The sequence below is a fragment of the Halanaeroarchaeum sp. HSR-CO genome (genome assembly GCF_024972755.1).
GTDB lineage: Archaea > Halobacteriota > Halobacteria > Halobacteriales > Halobacteriaceae > Halanaeroarchaeum.
This window is the reverse complement of sequence record NZ_CP087724.1, coordinates 1,829,595-1,850,917: the sequence shown is the minus strand read 5'-3', so window position 1 is coordinate 1,850,917 and position 21,323 is coordinate 1,829,595. Positions and strand designations below refer to the sequence as shown.

Here is a 21,323-nt window from a genome sequence, read left to right as displayed (position 1 = left end):
GTTGCACCCATTCCACTGGACTACAAACTACACGGGGTAGTAGTAGACAAAACGGGGTGTTACCCTTCAGTAAGGTACTCTTCGAGGAAGCTAGAATCCGAGCTGGTTGAATAACCAGTTAGTTCTCCAACGAAATTCTCTACTGTATTCAGCGTGCTTTCTCCGTAGTGGTTGGCTATCTTCTCATACCCTGGCGAGTCGATGAAATCCTGTTTGTACATCTCAGCGAAATCATTGAACGCACCTCTATCAGTCTCAATGAAGTATCGGGTCTGAGCGCGCTGCAATTCAAACCGCTTGAAGAGTACATGGTAAAATCCGTTAATTGGCTCTTCAAGTCTCGTTTTCACCTCACTCCACGCTCTGACTGCCTCTAACGCATCGCCATCTTTTCGGATATCATCTGACTCCGCCATATTTCCTAGTTGAGCGTACACGCAGGCGCGGATAGCCTCGGAAAGTGTCAGGCCTGTTTCGTCCTGTAACTCTCCCAGTTTGCTCAGGCTCTTCGTGGAGAGATTTACTGTCAATGACTTCTCTAGTTCATTATCCCGAAACGTGATAGCATCCGCAGATTCCTGATTTACAGACTCCTCAATCCCGCGAATATTCGATAATCGTCTGGTCAATGAGAGTGCTAATCGTCCTCCTTTGGCCTCTTGGGCTAGGTTTCCCGCATGTTGACTGACCGCGATACGGACAAAATCCGCGACTGAATCCAAATCCGTCTCTTCGACTATCTCATACTTGATGAGATTGTATGCGTCTTTGTCGAGGCGATACTGTGCTTTCTCTGAGTCTTCGATGGTCATCAGTGTGATTGTGGTGACTCCACCGAGCCGTATGCCAACAATTCGGTTGTGTCGGGACACAAACCTTATTGCCGACTACAGGTAAGGGAACAGTGGGTAGTCGGGTTCCCGAACCCGATTCTCGGTGATGATTTGTCTCCGTTAGTTATGTTGCTTACTTGAACTGTGAGAGGAATTCGTTATTCTCCTCTGCGTCTTGCTCCCACAGAAGCCTCAGCCATCCTACCTCGAGCGGGCTCAGATAACTGTCATGCAGACGCTCCTCCTCGATTATTTCTCGGCCTATCCCTTGGACAGCAGTCACGAGTTCGTAAGTGGATTTCTCGGTGTTAAACTCCTTCAGAAGTTCTGTGAATGTCTCTTTGGACCGGATGAATTCACGAATTTCATCGTCCGAGTGGGATGCCTCTGGGCTAGTATGTACAGGAGAGCTCATGACTCCTCCATCATGACCTCTAGCTCGTGGAGACTGCGCTTCTCACGCTTTTGGTCTCCCAATCCATCTGGAACTTCCAGGTTCTTTTTGGCGTAGTGGAGGGCATCATTCACCCTGCTCTGAAGTATAGAGCTAATGCCGAACTGCTCCACAGCTTGAGCTGTCAGTCCATCCCTCGATTGATAGATGGGACCCTGAACTCCACTAGAGTAGACATTGAGTCTCCAGTCAGTCTGCCCTCCCTCAATTGCTGGCATAATGCGGAAGGACAGCGGGCCTTCCTCCTCGGAGAAAGTGGCTAGTGCCTCCACGTCTTTGGAAAGAGCAGGATTGTGGTCTACTTCTTCAGCGTCAATTACTTCAGCCTCTGCTAGTTCGGTCTGATTCTCGGAACTAGAGGCGTCTCCGTCCCATTCGTTGTCGTTGTCGTTTTCCTCTGGCATTGCACCCGGTAGTTGTCCCCCATCCCCGTATATCATATGGTTGAAATCATATCTAATATGGTGAAAGTTATGAGAGAGGTGCTAAGAGTGAATTTCTCCGGGTATTTCGATATTCCAACCTAGCCTTCTCCTTGTCTAATGACATGATGGTCATCTCGCTAGTAATCAAATATCAGCTAGCCAGCTCCTCTAGGAGTTTCTTCACGTCAGCTAACGGTAATCCACTCTCGCCGACATCCCCCTTGAATCGTAACTCAAACCACCCGTACTCCTGATTCTAGGGCATCACCGAATAGGTATCAAATGCATGGGGCGGATAATTCTCGCCATTTCTTACTCGAAACTTGAGACTGCATTTATTACCCCACACAGGAGACCTCTCCTCGCTCGCACCATGGACGTGTGCGAGCGTGAACGCCATGAGCATCCACGAATTGAAGAAGGACGACGACGGCAGTACCGCCAGCAAGACGTACATCGAGTTCAACAGTGACGGGTCAGACACGCAACGTGAGGCGTATCAGCTTGTCCGGCGTGGGGGTCGCATCCGTGAAGGGGTCGAAGATGTTGACGAGCTATACGCGCAATTGACGCCCCACCTGGCCGCCGTCTTGTTCGAGGACGACGCGACGGGCATCATGGAATGGTTAGAACTGGACGAAGACGACTGGGAAGCGTACATGGACGCATAGACCAACGCCACCCCATACCCCCACGCAAACACACGCCGAAATAACTCACCTCTTTTCAGTCGAGATATTCCACGAGTTTTTGGCCTTGGTGAGTCAATCCCCATAGTCGGTAGCGCTCACGGTCTGGGGTAACTATCCGAACGAGGTCAGGATAGTCACCGTTCGGACCGCCTCGACGTAACAAGTCCAAATGATAGTGGATTGCTTCGTTAGTTACGTCCCATTGTCCCGCTAACTCGGTCGAGTTCTTGGGATTGTCCTCGAGGGATTGTATGATTCCAACTCGCCGCTCGGATGCTTTGACCCATGCTAAGAGGTCGTGGAAGTCGGCTCGGCTCGAGATTTCAATCCCAGTTTTCCATAGGGTCATTTTGGAATTTTTAGGATTTCTAAGGTCAAAAACGCAGGGTCGGTCTAAGCTAAATGATGGCGTATATCGGGTCTAATCTCGTGGAGACAATCCCTAAAGGACCGTCCTAAGCGTGCCTTCATACAAGATTACCTAATCCTATTTCCCCAATTCTGGAGTTCACAGATGGGACGGTGTAGGGGGTATAGTAGTGGGTACTCTCACATAGCAATCAGAGTTTCCATCCGTTACTAATTACTTGGGCAACAGTCGCTACGAGCGATTTTGCAACACACGTATCTCGGTGTTATTTATGCCAGATAACACTGGCACGGTGCCTTTGCCGTCTTCAACTTAGCAGCAACAGTTCTCCAATATTAACAATCTCCTGTACAAGAAGGAGGATGTATATTGTTGAATCGATGACTTGGTGTATTCTTATTGAGGATGTGCGATGTTACGCTCGGGAACTTCGGTTACCCCACTAGGGGTGTATTCGATGGCTGAGGTTCCGATAACATCAGTTTCGCTAATATGAATTGTGTTGGAACCACCGAGGTCAGCAGTAATCTGACCGTAGGAGGTCTGGACGGTGGCGCTATCCAGTATCATATCGCCCTTAGACTCAAGGATTATATTCTCGTTTGTCTCGATAAAGGCTCCCGTTGCAGAGAGTTGTCCGCCGCCACCACGTGTTGCTGAAATCGTAATATCACCGTAGCTGGAGTGGACTTCCCCACTCGATAATGACAAATGACCCTCAGATTCAAGGATGATATTGGAGCCCGTCTCGATGAAGGCACCCGTTGCAGAGAGTTGTCCGCCGCCTCCTTCTGTTGCTGAAATGGTGATATCACCGTAGCTCGAGCGAATTTCACCATTCGAAATGTCAACAGTTGCTCCGCGAATGTCCACATTAGCATTGCTTTCAACAATTTGGCTGGTCTGGACCTCGCCACCGCTTGCCGTCAGGGAGACACTTCCCCACGTCGCCCCAATATCTACCTCAGAAGTAATGCTATTCGCGGTAATCGATACTCCAGCATTTCGATTTAACTCACCAACAGCGGTCGGGATTACGAGATTGGCACTCGGCTCGTTAAAGCTGTACAATTCGCTCTTGGAATAGGTTGTTTCGCCACTGTCATAGACACCGTTCCCATTTTCATCGTCGTACGCTTGTGTCGCTGGCTGCGAGGTAGTCGTAGTCGTAGTCGTAGTCGTCGTTGTGGAGGTGGATGTCGGTGTCGTCGTGGTGGTTGGAGAGGTGGGTTTGCCCTCCCATTCCGCGAGGACTTTGTCCGAAGGTGTATGAATTAAAAGTGCCGCAGAACTGCCTTCGTGAAAGGTCAAGCTGTGCTGTCTTGACCACCATTCGCCGGGTTCGAATAATGAGTCGCTCGTGTTGCTTAGATTGTCTTGGCTAAGCTGGTATCTCACTTGCTGGCTTTCATTTCGTAGCACGAGTTGAAGGTCACTTATTTCGATAGACTCACCGCCTCGATGCTGCACGCTAACCGAGTCAGTGGTTACATCGAAACTCGCTTGGAGAACCGGTGTTTCCGACGAGACATTCTGAAACGTCGTCAGTGCTGCACCTCCGAGTGCTGTGGCAAGAATGAGAACTATAGCCACCATCAGAATTGTCCCCATAACCTCTGAAACGCCACGGTCCTCCGCCATATCTCAGATACGCTACCACCCACATAACAGTGTTTGGAAGTGTGTTCTCAATTCACTATCCTCAGGAATTCGTAACCCTTCCACACGTAACTCTCGCACACTCCCCAACAATCACACAACTGACTCCATGGACCACAGAACGCTGGGCTACCTGCAAATATCCTTCATGCTCACCAGCAAATTATTGCCGTCTATTGATGGCTGAAAGAGATACACTCTTAAATCAATCTGCCTTGCAATAATGGATATTCATCTGGGTTGGGGGATGTTTTAGCAATTGCAGGTTGGTCGAAAACGTTCGTTTTCGTACAGGGTGGACGAAAATTGGTTTGCTTATAATATCATTGGATGTCACGATTTCCACCATAGATAAAAATTTATTACACTAATACTCAACTGTGAATCTGTATGTTCTGGGGAGACGATAATGATGAGGAGATTGAGATTGCGGACTTAACTCTATCTGAGGCTAGAGAAACTCTAAATAAGCAAATTGAAGGCTCCACAGATATTGATACGAAAGCAGCAAAGTTACTCAGAATTAATACAGTAATCCTTGGGATTGTAATATCCGGCCTGTCATTCGTTTTGTCTGATTCGAGTATTCAATTAAAAGGAGATGGCTTTAATGGACTTACTATTATAGGACTTGTCTTGCTACTCGGTTCGATTGCATTTGCTGCTCTCACATATACTGCCTCTGATTTGTACGTCGGCGTATCACAATCTGATATTTCTGAGCTGATTGATGGAGGGTATTCTGAACTCAGCAATAAAGAGTCGTTAGCCAAGGTAATGGGGAAATGGATTGATTTTAATTCTGATACTATCACCATCTCGGCCTTCTACTTCACAACTACGACTACGCTTTTGGTGTGGTCCCTCAGTTTCTTAGCTCTGGGTATCGCTGACGCTCTAAGTAACAGTGTGGGAATATGGACGCTTTCGCTGATTGTGGCAATCCTTTTGATATTCACGTATGTTTCTGAGTGGTTCAATCAGCTTCATCGATATTGGACAGTGGTGGAACCTGTGGAAAGGCTGAAAAGCATTTGTTGCTGGAGGGATTAATTATAGCTATGTCTGACGATGAGGACGGTCCTGACTTAGAGGGGCAAAGAGTCTCAAAAGGAAAGAAAAGAAAGGACAAGGGGGATGATGACGGACAATGAGCGACAAGGGCGATGACAATGAGAAGGAGAAAACAGATGATTATAGGACAAAGGAGCCTGATTTTGAGGGACAAGTCGAAGCGTTAGGGAAGAGTGAAGATAAGGTTAAAGAGGAGAATGACAATGAGTGACGACGATGATGAGGAGGAGATGGATGATGGCCCCTCCCTTTCAGGAGAGATAATAACGAACTATGCGACAGAGGAGGACACGAAAAAAGAGAAGGGTGATGATTAAACCCCGTACAATTCGACTCTGTCGAGTGCCCTACTAATCGTTGTGCGGGATGACTGCAACTCCTCCGCTGCTTTTCGCTTTGACAACTCTTCTTTAGCTACCATATCCAGTATAGCACAAACCTGGTCGTAATTCACTCCCTCAATCAGCCTCCCATTCTCTTTCTCAAATCCAAGCGGAGGTCTCCCATGGTGGTAGTCGTCTTCAGCTTGCCGAGCTGCTATCCCCTCCTTGGTATTCATTTGCTTCACTCTCGCCTGCCATTCAGCAAATGCCCCCAACATCTGCATCTGAAGCCTGTGCATCGGCCTGTCCTTCCCATCACCGAAGGACAGTCCATCTCGGACGAAGTGGACTCCTGCCCCATTTTCAGTGACTCTTGTAACAGTACGCTCCAGGTCTTGCAGTGACCGAGCCAACCGGCTGATCTCGTGGACCACCACATGGTCCACATTCCCATCCTGGACATGTTCCATCATTTCTTGGTAGCCAGAGCGCTGGGTGTTCGTCCCCGTGGATTTGTCCCGAAAGGTCTCAACGTCGCTCAGCTCCACACCTAGCTCAGATGTGGCATATTCGTGAGTGCTATCTAACTGCCTGTCTAAATTCTGTTCAGCTGTGGAAACTCGGACGTATACCGCTACTATCATGCGAATTCATAGGGTAAAATCGGCAATAAATTCAGGGTCGAACCGGGGTCGACGACCGATTATATCGCCGTCAAATCGGCGTCAAGGGCGTCGTGATTTGGTCGAGGGCTTTGGGTAGGGATTGGGCCCGCAAAGCCATCAACGTCGCTTGCACTGTTATATAGCGGGTGTCGTCAATTGCGAATTCAAAATCCCCGTCCAGACAGATTCTAGCACTATATTCCACATCAGCCAGACATCCCGAGATGGTTGCGATTTTTGCTAGTGAGTCATCCGGGACTCAGAGCTGTGCATTGATTTCATCCACTAACTCAACCCAATAATCGGGTACACTTTCATAGCCTGCTCTCTCGATATTGCTCACAAAATTTGGTCGGCTCCAGTGGTACGATGGTATAATATGAGGCTGAGTCTCTCCAATAACTTCAACTACTACATCTGAAAATTTGGAATATTTTGGGATGAAATATCGCAAGGATAAGGATTTGACAGCCTTCTCGCCAAAGGGAACGATTATAGTAGGCTCAATCGCAGCAAGTTGAGAGAAGAGATAGTCATGACAATAACACCTTGCGAGCTCGTCCCTCTCACCAGTATTCGCACACTTTTTTGAATTGGTATAGTAGACTGAGCCCTCCAATTTCTTATCGAATATGGGGTCTATTCGTTTCTTGCCGTCAGATTCGTAGAATAACCATTCACGTATTGTATCTTCACCATCTCGATTGTTAGAAAATCCGGGGTCCCTGTTCCTCCTAGACCAACTTTCCGGGACTTCATCTACAGATAGATTCTTTCTGGATGTCCCGTCAATCTCATCGCTCGGTTCCATCCCAACGAATACGACCTCAGCGTTTGAATCGCCAGATTCAGGCCCTGGGTCAATATTTTTCGGATTGAAATAGCCTTTCTCGTCTCGATTGGGACAGTGTCTACACGGTCCATTTCCATCATACCAGTTTTCCCAAATGGTATATCCAACTTCTCTCAGGGAATCTTCTCCATCCATATGACAGACGGATTCAATCAATATTACTAAATATACCGGTAGAAATTCCCATTAAGATTCTCTCATAACACAAAATTGACGCCTTACGAGGAAATCCACCAAACGAACCTCTTACCCACGTCCTTCTGCCGAAGCTCCCCCTCTTGATGTAGTTCCTTCAATCGCCGTCTAGCAGTCTGAATATGATAATCAAACTCGTCGGCCACTTCTTTCGTTGTAACCACTTCTTCTACCTCAATAAACTCCAGAATATCCTCGTCTGAGACTTGCTTCTCGAATGGACCACTACGCTCATCTCCCGGCATTTGTCGTAAAAGCATCTTTGTTCCCGCTATCTCTTATTCGGATATTATAGGTATACTCACGCTATTTACAACCAGAATGGGTGAAAAGCACACTTTAAAGAATAACACTTTTGTCAATTGGTAGTGAGTCGGTCACTCATGATGAACCATAAGCAAATTCACACCATTGTGGTGATTTCGCTGGTGGTCCTTTCTGCCATTGGTGGACCACTTCTGGCGAGCCCTGTCGCTGCACAACAAGACCAGCTATCCATTAATCCCGGAGTGCCAGCTGAAACGACTGTCGGGGAGTCCACCACCATCTCTCCCTCAATTTCAACACCGGATTTGGTGGGGAGTGTTGAAACGGACCTTACCGTCTCCCTGTTGATTGATGGGGAGCAGGTGTCATCAGAAACAGTCACGGTGGGGACTGGGGAGGAGATTGGTGTAGATTTCACCCACACGTTCGAGAGTGCTGGCGAGAATGATGTGGAGATTGCTGCAGAGGTCGAATTTGGAGGACAGACGTTCAGTAACTCTGCCTCAGCGCCTATTGATGTGCAAGAAGTAGAAGATACAGCCTCGTCATCGGTCCAAACCACGACGACTGGAGCTGCCTTTGCTATTCCAGCATCCTTAGAGGACGACATCGAAGAGTATCGCCAGCAAATACCTGGTGAAGTGGCTCCCCATGCCTTCGTCCTCGCTACAGAAGATGACCTGTATATCGTCTTCACTGAGGACGACCCACGAAAAGGACTGGCAACTGTCACAGGACAGTCCGTCAATCAGGAGATGTCATTCAATGGGCTTTCGTTCAGTGCGATTCTGGCACAGTCGGTATCCATTGAGACAGACGGCTCACCGGCAACAGTTGGCGAAATCGCCTCAAACTCGGATTCTTATTCACTCGACCTCGTGGAGGTCACAGCTAATCACCGAAAAATATCCACACTGACAGACACAGACCAAGGAGAGGAAATTACTGCTGTCACCTCCATTGGCGTTCTCAGTGACGACCCTACATCTGCCCAAGATTTATTTGAGAAACCGGGAGAACAAGCTCGTTCTTTCGTCGTTAATACCTCATCGAGCGATACGTCTCAATCCGGTCAAGAAGCGGCGACCAAATTACTCGAGCAAGATTCAGAGCGAGTGTATACGGCAAATTTCGAGACGACTTACTGGTCGGATGCGCCTGCGACCATCAATGCAATCGTCCTCTCTCCAAATAGCGAGGCAAGAGAGTTCATCAACACTGTAGACCAATCTGGCATTGCTCAGAGTAGCAATGGGCACCCGCTCCTCTATGTTGTCACTGACGAGATGGATAGCACCCAATATTCAGATATTCAGTCAGTGAAACAGGACGCATCTGACGGTGACGTGGTGAGTGTGGAAGCGAGTTTGTATGGCGAATCAATCAGCATCCAGGAAACACTCGAACATAGCACTCCCTGCGGTCAAACTCAGGCCCAAATACCGACTCCCAGCGGGCCGGTCTGCCTGAATATCGTCCAGGATACAGTCGTTGATACGGGGGTAGCTTGGTCCTCGACACCTGAATCGAGTGACGATGTGCTGTTGGTCACAGGTCTGTCATCCACCCACTACGACGAACCCAATACTCCGCAACAGGGAGAATATCGGCTCGTCGGTGAGGTTGTATCTACAAACCGAGTCGATGGGGACCTGCCGGAAGGGAAGATTCTGGTCGTATATGAGCTTGAACGGACTGGCGACCTCGAATTTGACCAGTTATCCGAACAGTCCCAAGGGATGGTTTCGGACCAGATGGCCGAATTGCGGGATTCCATGCGAAAGCAAATACTGGCCGGTGGGGTAGAGGAAGCCCAAGAAACGGCTGACGGGCAAACAGAAGAGGAGCAAACGGATAACGAGCAAACGACAGAAGAGACTGTAGATTCCCCCGAGGATGAAAGCGGAGGATTCGTCTCTGGGATACTTGATGGATTATCAGGGGTAGTGGATAGAATAATGAAGCTATTCTGAGCTGGGTAATCTGTAGAACTGTATATTGAGATGGGCTGTATTTGAGGCTCTATTCCCCATATATCCGACTTTTGCACCCAAGACAATAGCAAATCGAACCCCGTCAAATCCCGTCATATCGGGCCCTGAATCCATTCGATGATTGGGTGGGCCAAACCACATGCAAATCAATCGACGGCCACATGGCCGACATACGGACCGGATTTTCAACCATAGTCAAATCCACCCACCCCGAATTCGGTCGAAAGGCCGCCACCTAAAACGAGAGGTCAATATCGGGAGCATACTGGTCGTACTCTTCCTTAGCACGCTCGTCCAGTATCTCGCCATAGATTTCAGTCGTTGTGATAGACGAGTGGGCCATCTGCTTGGAAAGCGTTGCAAGTGAGCCACCATTCTGGAGCCAGTGCATGGCAAAGGAATGTCGGAGAGCGTGGGAGGTATATTTATAATGAGACCGACCTCTCGCATCCTCAAAGAGCACTTCCTGAATACCAGCTTCCTCAGCCGCCTCTTTCACGATTCGGTTCACATATTCCCCGCTGAGTTGGGGAGCGGCTTGCGAGAGAAAGAGATACGGGCTCTCTTCCGCATGTGGGGATGAACCACGGTATCCACCATCCAACCACGCTGTTAGCAGACCGTCCATCTTGGGCTGCCAGAATGCCGTATTCAGTACGTTCCCCTTCCCTTGAACCTTGACCATCCGCTCCTTGCGGTCGATGTCCTCGAGTTTAACGTCCACGACCTCCTGACGACGAAGCCCTGTGAAGTATTGAAATAGAACGAGGAGCCGGTTTCGGACGGTTGGCGCAGGTACATTCTCCACCAGTTGGCTCATCTCCTCTTGAGACAGCCAAACTCGACGCTCTTTGGTTTCCTGTTGCTTTCGAGTTTCCCGACTCGCATAGTTGGAGAGGGTGATTCCCTCTGTCGGGTCTTCCTCGATAACCCCGGTGTTGTCGAGATTCTTGTAGAAGCCACTGATACAGCTGTAGTAGCCTCGGACTGTTCCGGGAGCATACTCCCGTTCATTCTTTAAAAAGGAAAGATACCGTTGAATGTCTCTCGTAGACGCTCCCTCGGGCTCGATGCCTTGCTCTTCAAGCCACTCGGAGTAGGCTTTGAGCCCACCCTGATATTGCTTTATCGTCCCCTTCGCCTTGTCTTGGCCTCGGAGGAGGTCCAGATGGTCGTCAAATATCTCGTGCATGGGTCACTCCTCCCGGAAGTAATGAACATCTCCGTCCAATTCGACTTCGACAACGGGGAGGAACTGGTCGTTCAGATGCTCTATAGCATCTTCGACTCGTTTCTTTTTGGTGCCCAGGCGGTCTGCTATGGAATCTGCGGTTTGAGGAGACGGTTCATCGTCTGCATTTTCGGGCCTGACTACCAGCTCAGCTGCCCTTCGCTGGCGATACTCAGTAGCATCTTGGTCCTGCGGTATCTGAAGGGAGTCAGTCGGCTCTGGCAGGACTTCCAGGCTATCATAGACCTCTTGGGCGAGGTCGGATATGTCCACATCCTCCTGCTGTTGCTCACGTAACCAGGCCACATCTTTTCGGACATCCTCAAGCTCATCCTTCAAGTCCTGAATATCATTCTCAAGTGCCGGTGAAACTCCAGCCGTGTCATCTTCCCCCTCTTCACTGGATATCTTCTCATCCACGCTTACCTTGATTAAGTCGGTAAGTGTGTGGACTCTTCCAGACTCTTCCAGATATTCCTTCCATTCTGCCTTTGTGGACTCGTCCACACGGAGATTTACTTGGGGCATGTTTGCCTTGGCTTAGCCATGGGGGTTTATAATGTATAGAAGTTTTGTAGATTTAGATTTTATTCACTTGGGGAAAAAGCCGGCGTCGCTCCTGCCGCGACGGCAAAGCCGTCGCGTTGGTCACTCCTTGGCCCGAGCGCTTCGCGCTCGGAAAATCGCGGCGCTTCCGGGTCCTTCGGACCACTCGCGCCGCGAATGCTTGTAGTGGTTTGTTCGAAATGGCGAGATGAAATTCGGACCTGCCGTGTGCCTGTCGATGGGTGTCGATTACGCTCTCAGACTGTTAACCCTGCTTCTGCACCAACCGTTCGACCCGTTCTAGCGAATCGGCGTCCTCCGGTGACTTGTCCTCTCGAACGGAGACGAACCGTGGGAATCGGAGTGCGTACCCAGACGAGTAGGTGGGCGACTCCTGGATCTCCTCGTAGCCAACCTCGAAGACCACCGACGGTTCGACGTCCACCGTCTGCCCGTCCTCGGTGAGGATCTTCGACTCGACGAGGTCGGAGAGCCGTGCCAACTCCTCGTCGGTGATGCCCGTGGCCACCTTACCGACCGTCTCGAAGCCGTCGGGGGTGCTGACCGAGAGTTCGTAAGTGCCGAGGAAACTCGCCCGGCGTCCCTCGCCCCACTCCGCACCGGTGACGACCAGGTCGAGGGTCTCCACGTCCGGTTTCCGTTTCAGCCAGTTCTTCCCCCGCCGTCCGGGGGTGTAGGCGGATTCCGGGTTCTTCAACATGATCCCCTCGTGACCCGCCGCGAGCGCCTCCGCTTCGAGGTCGGCGATGGCCTCGGCGTCGTCTGCGAGCGAGAATTCGGCGAGCGTGCCGTCCCAGATTTCCTCGAGTCGCTCGCGTCTGTCGAGCAGCGACGCGTCGACGAGTTCCCGACCATCCGCGTACAGGCAGTCGAAGACGACCAGCTGGAGTTCGATCTCGTCTCTCGCACGCTCGACGTCGTGTTTCCGGCGAAACCGGCGCAAGACCGCCTGGAAGGGGAGTGGGTCGCCCGCATCGTCGACGGCGAGGACCTCCCCGTCGAGGATCGCGGGGACGTCGATCGATCCCTCGACCGCCGCGACAACGTCGGGCAGCGGGTCGGTCACGTCCTCCATGTTCCGCGAGTAGATCTCGACGTCATCGTCGATGTGGATCTGGACGCGGGCACCGTCGTACTTCGTCTCACAGGCCGTCTCGCCCCACTCCTCCAGTGCGTCGTTGGCGGTCCCGGCCTGGGCCAGCATGGCCTGGACCGGTCGCCCCATCTCGAGGGTGATGTCCCCGAGGCCCGCGGGATCATCGCGGGCCGTCTCGGCGACGAGGCCGTAGTCGTTCGACACCTGGAGGGCGCGCCCGACCGCGTCGGCTGGGACGTCGAATGCCTCGTCGATGGCGTCCCGGACCGTGCCGGCGCCGACGCCGATACGCATCTCCGAGAGGACGAGTCGGGCCAGATATCGGGCTTCGTCCGGGTTACATCGGTTGAACAACCCGAAGAGGATGGTGACCTTCTCGTCGGTGCTTCCTGTCCCGCTGGCGGCGGCGAGGGTCTCGAGTTCGTCGTGGACCGCCGCGACGGTCAGGCCGTCGTCGGACCCGCCACCGAACGCCGCCAGGCCCTGTTGACTCCCGAAATCGTAGCTGGCGGCCACGCGACCGACGTCTCCGAGGTCGGCGACCGTCGACTCCACGTCGTCGGCGTCGACGTTCTGGCCGGCCGCCCGGGCGATGGCCTCGTAGCAGTTGCTCGGGCCGACGTCGAGTTTCGTCTCGTCGTGGCCGGGGAAGACCCGTCCCTGGACGTATCGAGCGACGATGGGGAGGTCGTCGCCGGCCGCGGCGAACAGGTCGGCTACCAGGTCGACGATGTCGCCGTCCGCGGTGGCGGCCTCGACGTCGCTCGCCTGGTCGGCGAACTCGCTGAACTCCATTACCCGTCGTATCGCGTTCTCGGTGTTAAAAGGTGCGAAGGCCGCGACGTTTTTATGCAGGGGTCCGTAATCGGCGCCCATGTCGGGTTCCGACCTCGTCGAGCGCGTGTCCGACGTCCTCTCCGTCGACCCGGAGACCTTCCAGGAACGCGTCCGCGAAGATGCGACGGTGATCAGGGAGGAAATAGCAAACGGGACCTTCGACAACCCGCAGGCCATCGTCGGTCTCGAGTACGAGTTCTACGCGGTGAACGACGACGGTGCGCTGGCCCGTCTCCCGCGACGGTTGCTCGAGTACGTCGGGTTCGAGAAGGAACTCGGCCTGCACAACGGGGAGATGGCGACGACGCCCGACCCCCTGAATCGCCCTGGGGTCGTCGCACAGGAGGCGAGCGTCGAGTCCCGTCTCGAAGCGGCCGCCACGCCGATGGACGCCGAGGGACTCCATCTCGTCAGTGATGGGATGTGGACCATTCCGCCAGCCGGCGAGTCGACGGCCAACTACCTCACCGACAGCGTCCGCCAGGATGGTATCCGTCTGGCGACCAACATGTCCGCGTCGGCGCGGTACCACGCGATGGCCAACTCGGACGAGGCGCTGACGGGCACTATCGAGGCCCCCAACGTTTCGCTCTCCGCCGACACGGTGATGCCCGAGAGCCTCATCACGTCGATCCAGCCCCACTACCAGGTGGCTCAAGCGGCCGACCTGCCGGAGTACTTCCAGTACGCACTCCGCATCGCCGGCCCACTTTTGGCACTCGGCGTCAACTCTCCGTTCTTCCCGCCGGACCTCTACGACGAGGTCGCCCCCGAGGAGATACTCGCCGAGGGCTGGATGGAACATCGGATCGCCGTCTTCGAATCGGTCCTGAACGAACCGGGTCGTTTCGAGAAGGTCCGATTCCCCGAGGACATCTCGACTGTCGACGACGCCATCGAGGACATCGTCGAGGACGACGTGATGGTTCCGATGCCGGTCTCGGAGGCCGGCCGATTCGACGATTCGTTCGCACACTTCCGCCGCAAGCACGGAACGTACTGGCGCTGGATCCGCCCGGTCTTCGATGGATCGTCGCGGTCGTCGGCCAACGCCCGCATCGAGTTCCGCCCGCTCGCGGCGCAGCCGACCGTGAGAGACAGCGTCGCGTTCCTGGCGATGTACGCCGGCCTCCTCGAACGGATGAGCCAGCATCGCCACCCGCTTTACTTCCTGGACTGGCGGGAGGCGAAGGCCAACTTCTACGATGCAATGCGAGATGGGCTCGACGCCGACCTCACCTACATCACCGCCGACGACGAGAAGACGACCGATCACGAGGCGATGTTCGTCGACCTCTTCGACGAAGCGCGGGCGGGCCTCGTCAGTCGTGGATTCACCGAGGATCAGGCGGCGGAGTACCTCTGGCCGTTGCGTCGGCGGGCCAGACACGGCATCACGCCGGCCTCGTGGAAACGAGAACGCGTTCGTTCGAACCTCTTCGACGGCATGGAGTTCACCGAGGCCGTCGAGTCGATGCAGCGAACGTACTTCGAGAAACAGCGCGAGACGCTGCTATCCGGGACGTTCGCCGACTGGGTCGAGACGAAAAGTGAAATCTAACGGGTCGGTGGTCGAACGATCGATGCGTTATGCGCTCGCCGTGACGGCGTCGTCGGCGTCTTCGGCGACGGCGAGCAGTTCCTGATACCGGTTCCGGATCGTTACCTCGCTCACGTCTGCCGCCTCGGAGATGACACTCTGTGTCAGGCCTTCGTCGGTGAGCAGGCCGGCCGCGTAGATGGCGGCCGCGGCGAGGCCGACCGGGCTCTTTCCGTTGAACACGCCCGTCCCGGACGCCGTCCGGAGTAGTTCTCGCGCCCGGTGGGCGGTCTCGTCGCTCGCGTCGGCCGCACTGACGATGCGGGCGACGTACTGCTGGGGGTCGGCCGGCTTGACCGGCAACGAGAGTTCCCGGACGATGTATCGGTAGGTCCGCTTGAACTCCATCCGCTCGACGCGGCTGACCGCAGCGACCTCGTCGAGACTCCGTGGTCGGTCGGCCTGCCGGGCCGCCGCGTACAGCGCGGCCGTGGCCACGCCCTCGATGGTTCGCCCGGGCAGGAGGTCCTCCGCAAGCGCCCGTCGGTAGATCACCGAGGCGGTCTCGCGGACGTCCTTCGGGAGGCCCAGGGCGCTCCCCATCCGGTCGATCTCGCCGAGGGCCTGCTTGAGGTTCCGTTCCTTGTGGTTTCGGGTGCGGAACCGCTCGTCCCAGGTTCGGAGCCGCTGCATCTTGCGACGCTGGCGGCTCGAGAGCGACCGGCCGTAGGCGTCCTTGTTCTGCCAGCCGATGTTGGTCGAGAGGCCCTCGTCGTGGAGCATCTTGGTCGTCGGTGCGCCGACGCGGGACTTTTCTGTCCGTTCCGTGCTGTTGAAGGCTCTCCACTCGGGGCCGCGGTCGATGCCGTCCTCTTCGACGACGAGGCCACACTCGCCACAGACAGTCTCGCCGTGTTCGGCGTCCTGCTCGAGGTGACCGCCACACTCGGGACACTCGTTTCGGATTCGAGCGGTCGTCTCCTCTTTGTCCGACTCGCTCTCGATCGATTCGTTCTGTACCGACGGATCGCGGGTTTGCAGCCCCTGTCCGCCGTCGTATGCGTGGGTATTTGCACTCATGGTGGATGACTGGAGACGGGTCGCCTCCCTTATCGCTAACCTTATGTTAGGGAGAATAATATATAAAGTTTTGGGGATATATGCATATATTAGCCACTGAAACAAACAGTATAACGGTGTGTATCGGGTCTGAAACGGGAGAAAACGGACTAGAGTACGTCCTCGACGTCCTGGTGGCCGACGATCTCGACCTCGTTGCGGGTGATCTTCGTCACGTGGATGCCGTTTCCGGACGCTGTGTCGCGCTCGGAGGCCGACTGGATGGCCTGCGCGCCGACGGTGACCGCCTCGTCCATCGTGAGGTCCGCTGTGTACTCCTGTTCCAGGACACCGAGTGCGTAGGGCATGCCACTGCCCTGTGCGGTGTAGTCGTCCGCAAGCGAACTGCCAGACGGGTCCAAACTGTAGACGTGCGATCCGTCGTCGTCGACGCCGGCCAGGATGGGGACGATCATGAAGAAGGGGCCCCCGCGGAGAAGATTGCTCGCCATCGTGGCCAGTGCGTTGATCGACATGTACTCGCCGCGGCGTGCCTCGTAGAGGTTCGCTTCGGCCCGTAGCGTTCGGATGTAGGCCTGCGCGCCACCGACCGACCCGGACATCGAGAGGGCGGCGTTCGGCTGAATCTCCTCGACCTTTTGGACGTTCTTGTTCGAGACGACACGGCCGCCGAGGCTCGCTCGCATGTCCGAGGCCATGACGACACCCTCGTCAGTGGTGATGCCGACGATGGTCGTCCCGGTCTTGGTGACGTTCTCCAGGTCTTCGTCGGAGAGGTCGTTCTCGGGGAGCGGTCCGACTTCGGGCTCGTACGGACTCCCGACGGAGTCCTGGAGGCGCGAGGCAGTACGGGCGAACTCGGAGCCGTCGAGTGAATCGTGCATTAGCGTTTCGTAACGCTGGAGCACAGATAAAAGCATGCTTTCCGGGGTTTCCTGGCGGTCCCGGCCGACGAATCGAGTGTCGTTAACGCTTCTGCTGGTACGCGGATTCGGTCCGCTGGATGAGTCGGTGGACGGGGAGGGTGACCCCGAGGTGCCTGGCCATGATGGCCAGTGGGAGGAGTGCGATACCGACTGCGACACTCGTCTGGTAGGCCGCGAACGTTGCGAGGGAGGTGAGCCGTTCGATCATCGGGTATGGCTCCTCTCTCCACGATGCGGGTATATATGTCTTCCTCCCCGCGGCTCGTCTCTACCCCGCCGCCTGCTTGCGATTCAATGCAGGTTTACTCGGATTCCACTGTTGCTTGCACTATCCGACAGGAAGTCGTAGGTGGGCCTATCCTGTTCTCGTGGCTTCGCATACCTTATGCGGACTATTCGCGGAAGGTCCGCGCCCGTCCGGGTCACGTTCGCCTCGAAGTATGCGACGGCCATCCGTGCGCGTGCGGCCAGATACCCGACGGCTTCACGACGCTGGCTCGATGTGGGGCGGACCGGTTCAAGGGTTCGGTTCGGGCATGACTCAGAACGTCTCGAGGTACCGGTCGTGTTCCCACTCGCTGACCGACGTCCTGTACTCCGCGAACTCCTGGCGTTTGGCCTCGAGGAACTTCTCCGCGACGTGGTCGCCCAGCGCATCGAGAACGACGTCGTCTGCCTCGAGAGCATCAAGGGCCTCGCCGAGACTCCCGGGCAACGTGTCGATGCCGTACGCTTCGCGTTTGTCCTCGTCGAACTCGTAGATGTTCTCGCGAACTGGGGCTGGCGCTTCGAGGTCGCGCTCGATGCCGTCGAGGCCAGCCCGCAGGATGGCGGCCAGGGCGAGGTACGGGTTGGCCGTCGGATCGGGCGAGCGTAACTCGATGCGCGAGGCCGCAGGGGTGCGCGCCGCGGGCTTGCGGACGAGTGCGGAGCGGTTCACGTCCGACCAGGCGACGTAGACCGGCGCCTCGTACCCCGGGACGAGCCGTTTGTACGAGTTCACCGTCGGGTTGGCGACGGCCGTGATGGCGGGCGCGTGTTCGAGGACCCCCGCCAGGAACTGCTTGCCCGTCTCGGAGAGGTCGAACTCGTCGTCGCCGTCGTAGAACGCGGGGTCGCCCTCGCTGGTGAACAGCGAGAGGTGGGTGTGCATCCCCGAGCCGTTGATCCCCGCGACGGGTTTGGGCATGAAGGTGGCGTGAAGGCCGTGTTCGGCAGCGGTCGCCCGGACGACGGCGCGGAACGTCGCGACGTTGTCGGCGGTGGTGAGCCCGTCGTCGTATTTGAAGTCGATCTCGTGCTGGCCCTCGGCCACCTCGTGGTGGCTCGCCTCCACGTCGAAGCCCATCTCCTCCAGGTTGAAGATGACGTCCCGGCGCAGGTCCGTCGCCAGGTCCTTCGGGCCGAGGTCGAAGTAGCCGCCAGTGTCGTGTGGTTCGAGCGTCGCCGTTCCCTCGTCGGTCGCGAAGGCGAAGAACTCGGGTTCGGGGCCCGCGTTGAATTCGTAGCCCATCTCACGTGCGCGGTCGAGGACACGTTTGAGGACGTATCGCGGATCGCCCTCGAACGGCTTGCCCGTCGTGGTGTCGATGACGTCGCAGATGAGACGGACTGCGTGGGTGCCGTCGTCGGATTTGCGCCACGGCAGGACGGCGAACGTCGATGGATCGGGCTCCAGGCGCATGTCGGACTCCTGGATACGTACGAACCCTTCGATGCTCGAGCCGTCGAAGTAGATACCCTCTTCGAAGGCCTTCTTTATCTGGTCTGGCGGGATGGTGACGTTCTTGACGGTTCCCAGGATGTCCGTGAACTGAAGTCGGACGGCGTCGATGGGTGCTTCGGCGACGGCCTCGATGACGCCGTCGGCGGTCGTCGGCGGGTCGGTGAACAGGTCTTCGTCGGTGCTCATATTGTTGATTGGATGCTGTTATCGCTATTTGTAATTCGTATGTATTTCTTCTACCGCATTTACCGTTCGAATGCCCACTATTATCGCACACTGGTGTACGGTACAGGGTCACATATAAGAATTGTGCTAAAATCGATTAAATATATTCGGATATGGTGTCTGTACTTCAACCCTTAAAGGAATATTACTACATGGACTGCCAATTGTATCGGAGATATGTGGACAAAATCGAACCCTCATGGAGGGATTCGGGGGACGGGGCGACCGCTGGGCCGCTCCTGGCTCGAAACCACAAACCACCTGTCCCCCCGTCCTGTAGTGTCCGGTATGCCCAACTACGTCGTTGCGATGGAGGCAGCGTGGCTCGTGCGAGACGTGGATAATTCCGACGACGCTATCGGCGTCGCGGTGAGCGAGGCCGGCAAACGCCTCAACCAGCAGGACCTGGATTACGTGGAGGTCGAGGTCGGCGTCACTGGCTGTCCGGCCTGTGGCGAACCGCTGGACGCGGCCTTTTTGGCCGCCGACACCGCCCTGGTTGGCCTGGTCCTCGAGTTGACCATCTTCAACGCCGACAGCGAGGAACATGCCACCCGCATCGCCAAGAGCGAGGTCGGCGGCGCCCTCCGCGACGTCCCCCTGAAGGTCATCGAAGTCATCGAAGAGGACGCCGACGACGAGTAATCGACGGAGCCCGAAGCTTTATTGATAACTGTTGGTAATTGCCGGGCATGCATCTGCCCACCCCGCAGGATCTCCGCGAGCGTCGGACGGCCCTGGAACTGACCCAGAGCGAGCTCGCGGACCGAGCGGGCGTCTCCCAGCCACTCATCGCCCGGATCGAGGGCGGTGACGTCGATCCTCGGCTCTCGACGCTTCGACGCATCGTCGAGGCGCTCGACGAGGCGGAGGGCGACGTCGTCCGTGCCAGGACCCTGATGCACGAGACGGTAGTGAGCGTCTCCCCCGACGACGAGGTGAGCGTGGCCGTCGAGCGCATGCAGGAAGAGGGGTACTCCCAGTTGCCGGTTATCACGAGTGGCGTCCCGGTCGGTTCCATCTCGGAGAGCGACGTCGTCAGCGCGGGGGAGGACGTCGGCTCGAAGAAGGTCCGCGACGTCATGAGCGAGAGTTTTCCGACGGTCTCGGAGGACGCGACCCTCGAAGAGATCAGCAGTCTCCTCGATCACTACAAGGCCGTCATGGTGACCGACGAAGGAGCGACAGTGGGCATTATCACGCAAGCGGACGTCGCGGCACGGGTCAGCTAACGCCGGCTCAGGTCAGAGACAGAACGCGGTTCAGGTCAGGGACAGACCGCGAATCTCGACGCTCGCACCGGATTCGACGCGTCCAATCTCGCTGCCGCCGGTGGCACTGGCAAAGGATTCGGCCTCGCTCTCGGGCAGGGCGACGACGAACCCGGTCCCCATGTTGAACGTTCGGTGCATCTCCTCGTCGCTGACGCTTCCTTCCTTCTGGACGAACGCGAAGACGTCCTGTGCCTCGAACGGATCGGTGATGTCGTACTCGTACTCGCCCATCCGGCGGAGGTTCGTCCAGCCACCGCCGGTGACGTGGGCGGCGGCGTGGACGTCGTGGTCGTGCAGCGGCCCGAGGAGGTCGGCGTAGATGCGCGTCGGTTCGAGGAGTACCTCGCCGATGGTTCGATCCTCGTCGTACGGGAAGGGATCGGTGTAGTCGTGATCTCGCGTCGCGGCTTTCCGGGCGAGCGTGAGTCCGTTCGAGTGGATGCCACTCGACGGGAGGCCGACGAGGACGTCGCCTTCCTCGGCAGTGCCGGGGATGAGTTCGTCCTCGGTCGCGAGGCCAGCGACCGTGCCCGCCAGGTCGAACCCTTGGATGACCTCCGGCATCACGGCCGTCTCGCCTCCGACGAGCGCCATGTTCGCCTGACTCGCGCCCTCGGCCAGCCCCTCGCCGACCTGTTGGGAGAGCCGTTCCGACGGCTCGTCGACGGCCAAGTAGTCGACGAACGCGACTGGCGTGACGCCACTGGCCACGAGGTCGTTGACGTTCATCGCGACGCAGTCGATGCCGACCGTCGAGTAGTCCTCGACGGCCTCCGCGACGAGCAGTTTCGTCCCGACGCCGTCCGTTGCCAGTCCGAGATACCGATCGCCGATGTCGACCAGTCCCGCGTAGGCCGTCGTGCCCTCGAGATCCGAGACGGCGTCGACCAGCGCGGCGGTGGCCGCCTCGCTCTCGGCGATGTCCACGCCGGCGTCGGAGTAGGTCATCTCCGTGTCCTCCTCTTCGGTCATGGACGAATACGCGCTGGCGCGGGCGTTAAGCCCTGCGGTCTCTCC

22 protein-coding genes are annotated in these 21,323 nt (G+C 56.0%); 7 read left to right on the top strand and 15 right to left on the bottom strand.

The genetic code is table 11. From position 1 onward, the window contains the following. Nucleotides 1–59: 59 nt before the first annotated feature. The 3 genes from HSRCO_RS09520 to HSRCO_RS09510 form a co-directional block, all read right to left on the bottom strand. Nucleotides 60–812 (bottom strand): hypothetical protein, encoded by a 753-nt coding sequence (locus HSRCO_RS09520; RefSeq protein WP_259517416.1) that lies wholly within the window; start codon nucleotides 810–812, stop codon nucleotides 60–62. Nucleotides 813–966: 154 nt separating this feature from the next. Further along, a complete protein-coding gene (locus HSRCO_RS09515; RefSeq protein WP_259517415.1) occupies nucleotides 967–1,248 on the bottom strand; it encodes a hypothetical protein in 282 nt (93 codons plus the stop codon). Continuing rightward, entirely contained in the window at nucleotides 1,245–1,691 is a 447-nt protein-coding gene (locus tag HSRCO_RS09510; RefSeq protein ID WP_259517414.1) for a hypothetical protein, read from the bottom strand. The genes HSRCO_RS09515 and HSRCO_RS09510 overlap by 4 nt, the downstream gene beginning before the upstream one ends. A gap of 419 nt (nucleotides 1,692–2,110) precedes the next feature. Here HSRCO_RS09510 and HSRCO_RS09505 point away from each other — a divergent pair, with 419 nt between their 5' ends. Beyond that, nucleotides 2,111–2,383, top strand: coding sequence for a hypothetical protein (locus HSRCO_RS09505; protein WP_259517413.1), 273 nt, complete (start codon nucleotides 2,111–2,113; stop codon nucleotides 2,381–2,383). Between the two features lie 787 nt (nucleotides 2,384–3,170). On the opposite strand, the gene HSRCO_RS09500 is transcribed toward HSRCO_RS09505, so the two are convergent. Beyond that, nucleotides 3,171–4,415 carry a type IV pilin gene (locus tag HSRCO_RS09500; RefSeq protein WP_259517412.1) on the bottom strand — a complete coding sequence of 415 codons (1,245 nt, stop codon included), beginning with the start codon at nucleotides 4,413–4,415 and terminating at the stop codon, nucleotides 3,171–3,173. Nucleotides 4,416–4,823: 408 nt separating this feature from the next. Between HSRCO_RS09500 and HSRCO_RS09495 the strand changes: the two genes are divergently transcribed. Continuing rightward, nucleotides 4,824–5,486 (top strand): hypothetical protein, encoded by a 663-nt coding sequence (locus HSRCO_RS09495; RefSeq protein ID WP_259517411.1) that lies wholly within the window; start codon nucleotides 4,824–4,826, stop codon nucleotides 5,484–5,486. 97 nt (nucleotides 5,487–5,583) lie between these two features. Next, nucleotides 5,584–5,718, top strand: a complete 135-nt coding sequence (locus tag HSRCO_RS09490) for a hypothetical protein (protein ID WP_259517410.1) — start codon at nucleotides 5,584–5,586, stop codon at nucleotides 5,716–5,718. Between the two features lie 102 nt (nucleotides 5,719–5,820). Here the strand turns inward: HSRCO_RS09490 and HSRCO_RS09485 are convergent, their stop codons facing one another. The 3 genes from HSRCO_RS09485 to HSRCO_RS09475 all read right to left on the bottom strand — a co-directional run bounded on the left by HSRCO_RS09485 (nucleotide 5,821) and on the right by HSRCO_RS09475 (nucleotide 7,788). Beyond that, nucleotides 5,821–6,474: a recombinase family protein gene (locus HSRCO_RS09485; protein WP_259517409.1), complete on the bottom strand. Its 654-nt coding sequence runs from the start codon at nucleotides 6,472–6,474 to the stop codon at nucleotides 5,821–5,823. A 280-nt stretch (nucleotides 6,475–6,754) separates the two neighbouring features. Further along, nucleotides 6,755–7,483 carry a uracil-DNA glycosylase family protein gene (locus HSRCO_RS09480; protein ID WP_259517408.1) on the bottom strand — a complete coding sequence of 243 codons (729 nt, stop codon included), beginning with the start codon at nucleotides 7,481–7,483 and terminating at the stop codon, nucleotides 6,755–6,757. 83 nt (nucleotides 7,484–7,566) lie between these two features. Next, nucleotides 7,567–7,788 (bottom strand): FaeA/PapI family transcriptional regulator, encoded by a 222-nt coding sequence (locus HSRCO_RS09475; RefSeq protein WP_259517407.1) that lies wholly within the window; start codon nucleotides 7,786–7,788, stop codon nucleotides 7,567–7,569. Between the two features lie 138 nt (nucleotides 7,789–7,926). Between HSRCO_RS09475 and HSRCO_RS09470 the strand changes: the two genes are divergently transcribed. Beyond that, the gene (locus HSRCO_RS09470) at nucleotides 7,927–9,783 is read left to right on the top strand and encodes a hypothetical protein (RefSeq protein WP_259517406.1); all 1,857 of its coding nucleotides are present in this window, start codon (nucleotides 7,927–7,929) and stop codon (nucleotides 9,781–9,783) included. 256 nt (nucleotides 9,784–10,039) lie between these two features. Here the strand turns inward: HSRCO_RS09470 and HSRCO_RS09465 are convergent, their stop codons facing one another. The 3 genes from HSRCO_RS09465 to ligA all read right to left on the bottom strand — a co-directional run bounded on the left by HSRCO_RS09465 (nucleotide 10,040) and on the right by ligA (nucleotide 13,493). Next, a complete protein-coding gene (locus HSRCO_RS09465; RefSeq protein WP_259517405.1) occupies nucleotides 10,040–10,996 on the bottom strand; it encodes a tyrosine-type recombinase/integrase in 957 nt (318 codons plus the stop codon). A 3-nt stretch (nucleotides 10,997–10,999) separates the two neighbouring features. Beyond that, on the bottom strand, nucleotides 11,000–11,563 hold the full coding sequence (locus tag HSRCO_RS09460; RefSeq protein ID WP_259517404.1) for a hypothetical protein: 564 nt from the start codon (nucleotides 11,561–11,563) through the stop codon (nucleotides 11,000–11,002). Nucleotides 11,564–11,846: 283 nt separating this feature from the next. Further along, a complete protein-coding gene (gene ligA, locus HSRCO_RS09455) occupies nucleotides 11,847–13,493 on the bottom strand; it encodes an ATP-dependent DNA ligase LigA (protein WP_259517403.1) in 1,647 nt (548 codons plus the stop codon). A 79-nt stretch (nucleotides 13,494–13,572) separates the two neighbouring features. On the opposite strand from ligA, the gene HSRCO_RS09450 reads away from it, so the two are divergent. After that, nucleotides 13,573–15,096 (top strand): hypothetical protein, encoded by a 1,524-nt coding sequence (locus HSRCO_RS09450; protein WP_259517402.1) that lies wholly within the window; start codon nucleotides 13,573–13,575, stop codon nucleotides 15,094–15,096. 27 nt (nucleotides 15,097–15,123) lie between these two features. Here HSRCO_RS09450 and HSRCO_RS09445 read toward each other — a convergent pair whose 3' ends face one another. The 4 genes from HSRCO_RS09445 to glnA form a co-directional block, all read right to left on the bottom strand. Further along, nucleotides 15,124–16,155, bottom strand: coding sequence for a transcription initiation factor IIB family protein (locus HSRCO_RS09445; RefSeq protein WP_259517401.1), 1,032 nt, complete (start codon nucleotides 16,153–16,155; stop codon nucleotides 15,124–15,126). A 149-nt stretch (nucleotides 16,156–16,304) separates the two neighbouring features. Continuing rightward, a complete protein-coding gene (gene psmB, locus HSRCO_RS09440) occupies nucleotides 16,305–17,039 on the bottom strand; it encodes an archaeal proteasome endopeptidase complex subunit beta (protein WP_259517400.1) in 735 nt (244 codons plus the stop codon). 82 nt (nucleotides 17,040–17,121) lie between these two features. Further along, on the bottom strand, nucleotides 17,122–17,289 hold the full coding sequence (locus HSRCO_RS09435) for a hypothetical protein (RefSeq protein WP_259517399.1): 168 nt from the start codon (nucleotides 17,287–17,289) through the stop codon (nucleotides 17,122–17,124). Nucleotides 17,290–17,622: 333 nt separating this feature from the next. Next, nucleotides 17,623–18,993, bottom strand: coding sequence for a type I glutamate--ammonia ligase (glnA, locus tag HSRCO_RS09430; protein ID WP_259517398.1), 1,371 nt, complete (start codon nucleotides 18,991–18,993; stop codon nucleotides 17,623–17,625). 327 nt (nucleotides 18,994–19,320) lie between these two features. Here glnA and HSRCO_RS09425 point away from each other — a divergent pair, with 327 nt between their 5' ends. Continuing rightward, a complete protein-coding gene (locus HSRCO_RS09425; RefSeq protein WP_259517397.1) occupies nucleotides 19,321–19,677 on the top strand; it encodes a DUF555 domain-containing protein in 357 nt (118 codons plus the stop codon). Between the two features lie 47 nt (nucleotides 19,678–19,724). After that, nucleotides 19,725–20,264: a CBS domain-containing protein gene (locus tag HSRCO_RS09420; RefSeq protein WP_259517396.1), complete on the top strand. Its 540-nt coding sequence runs from the start codon at nucleotides 19,725–19,727 to the stop codon at nucleotides 20,262–20,264. A gap of 30 nt (nucleotides 20,265–20,294) precedes the next feature. Here HSRCO_RS09420 and purM read toward each other — a convergent pair whose 3' ends face one another. Beyond that, nucleotides 20,295–21,278 carry a phosphoribosylformylglycinamidine cyclo-ligase gene (purM, locus tag HSRCO_RS09415; protein ID WP_259517395.1) on the bottom strand — a complete coding sequence of 328 codons (984 nt, stop codon included), beginning with the start codon at nucleotides 21,276–21,278 and terminating at the stop codon, nucleotides 20,295–20,297. Nucleotides 21,279–21,323 lie beyond the last annotated feature (45 nt).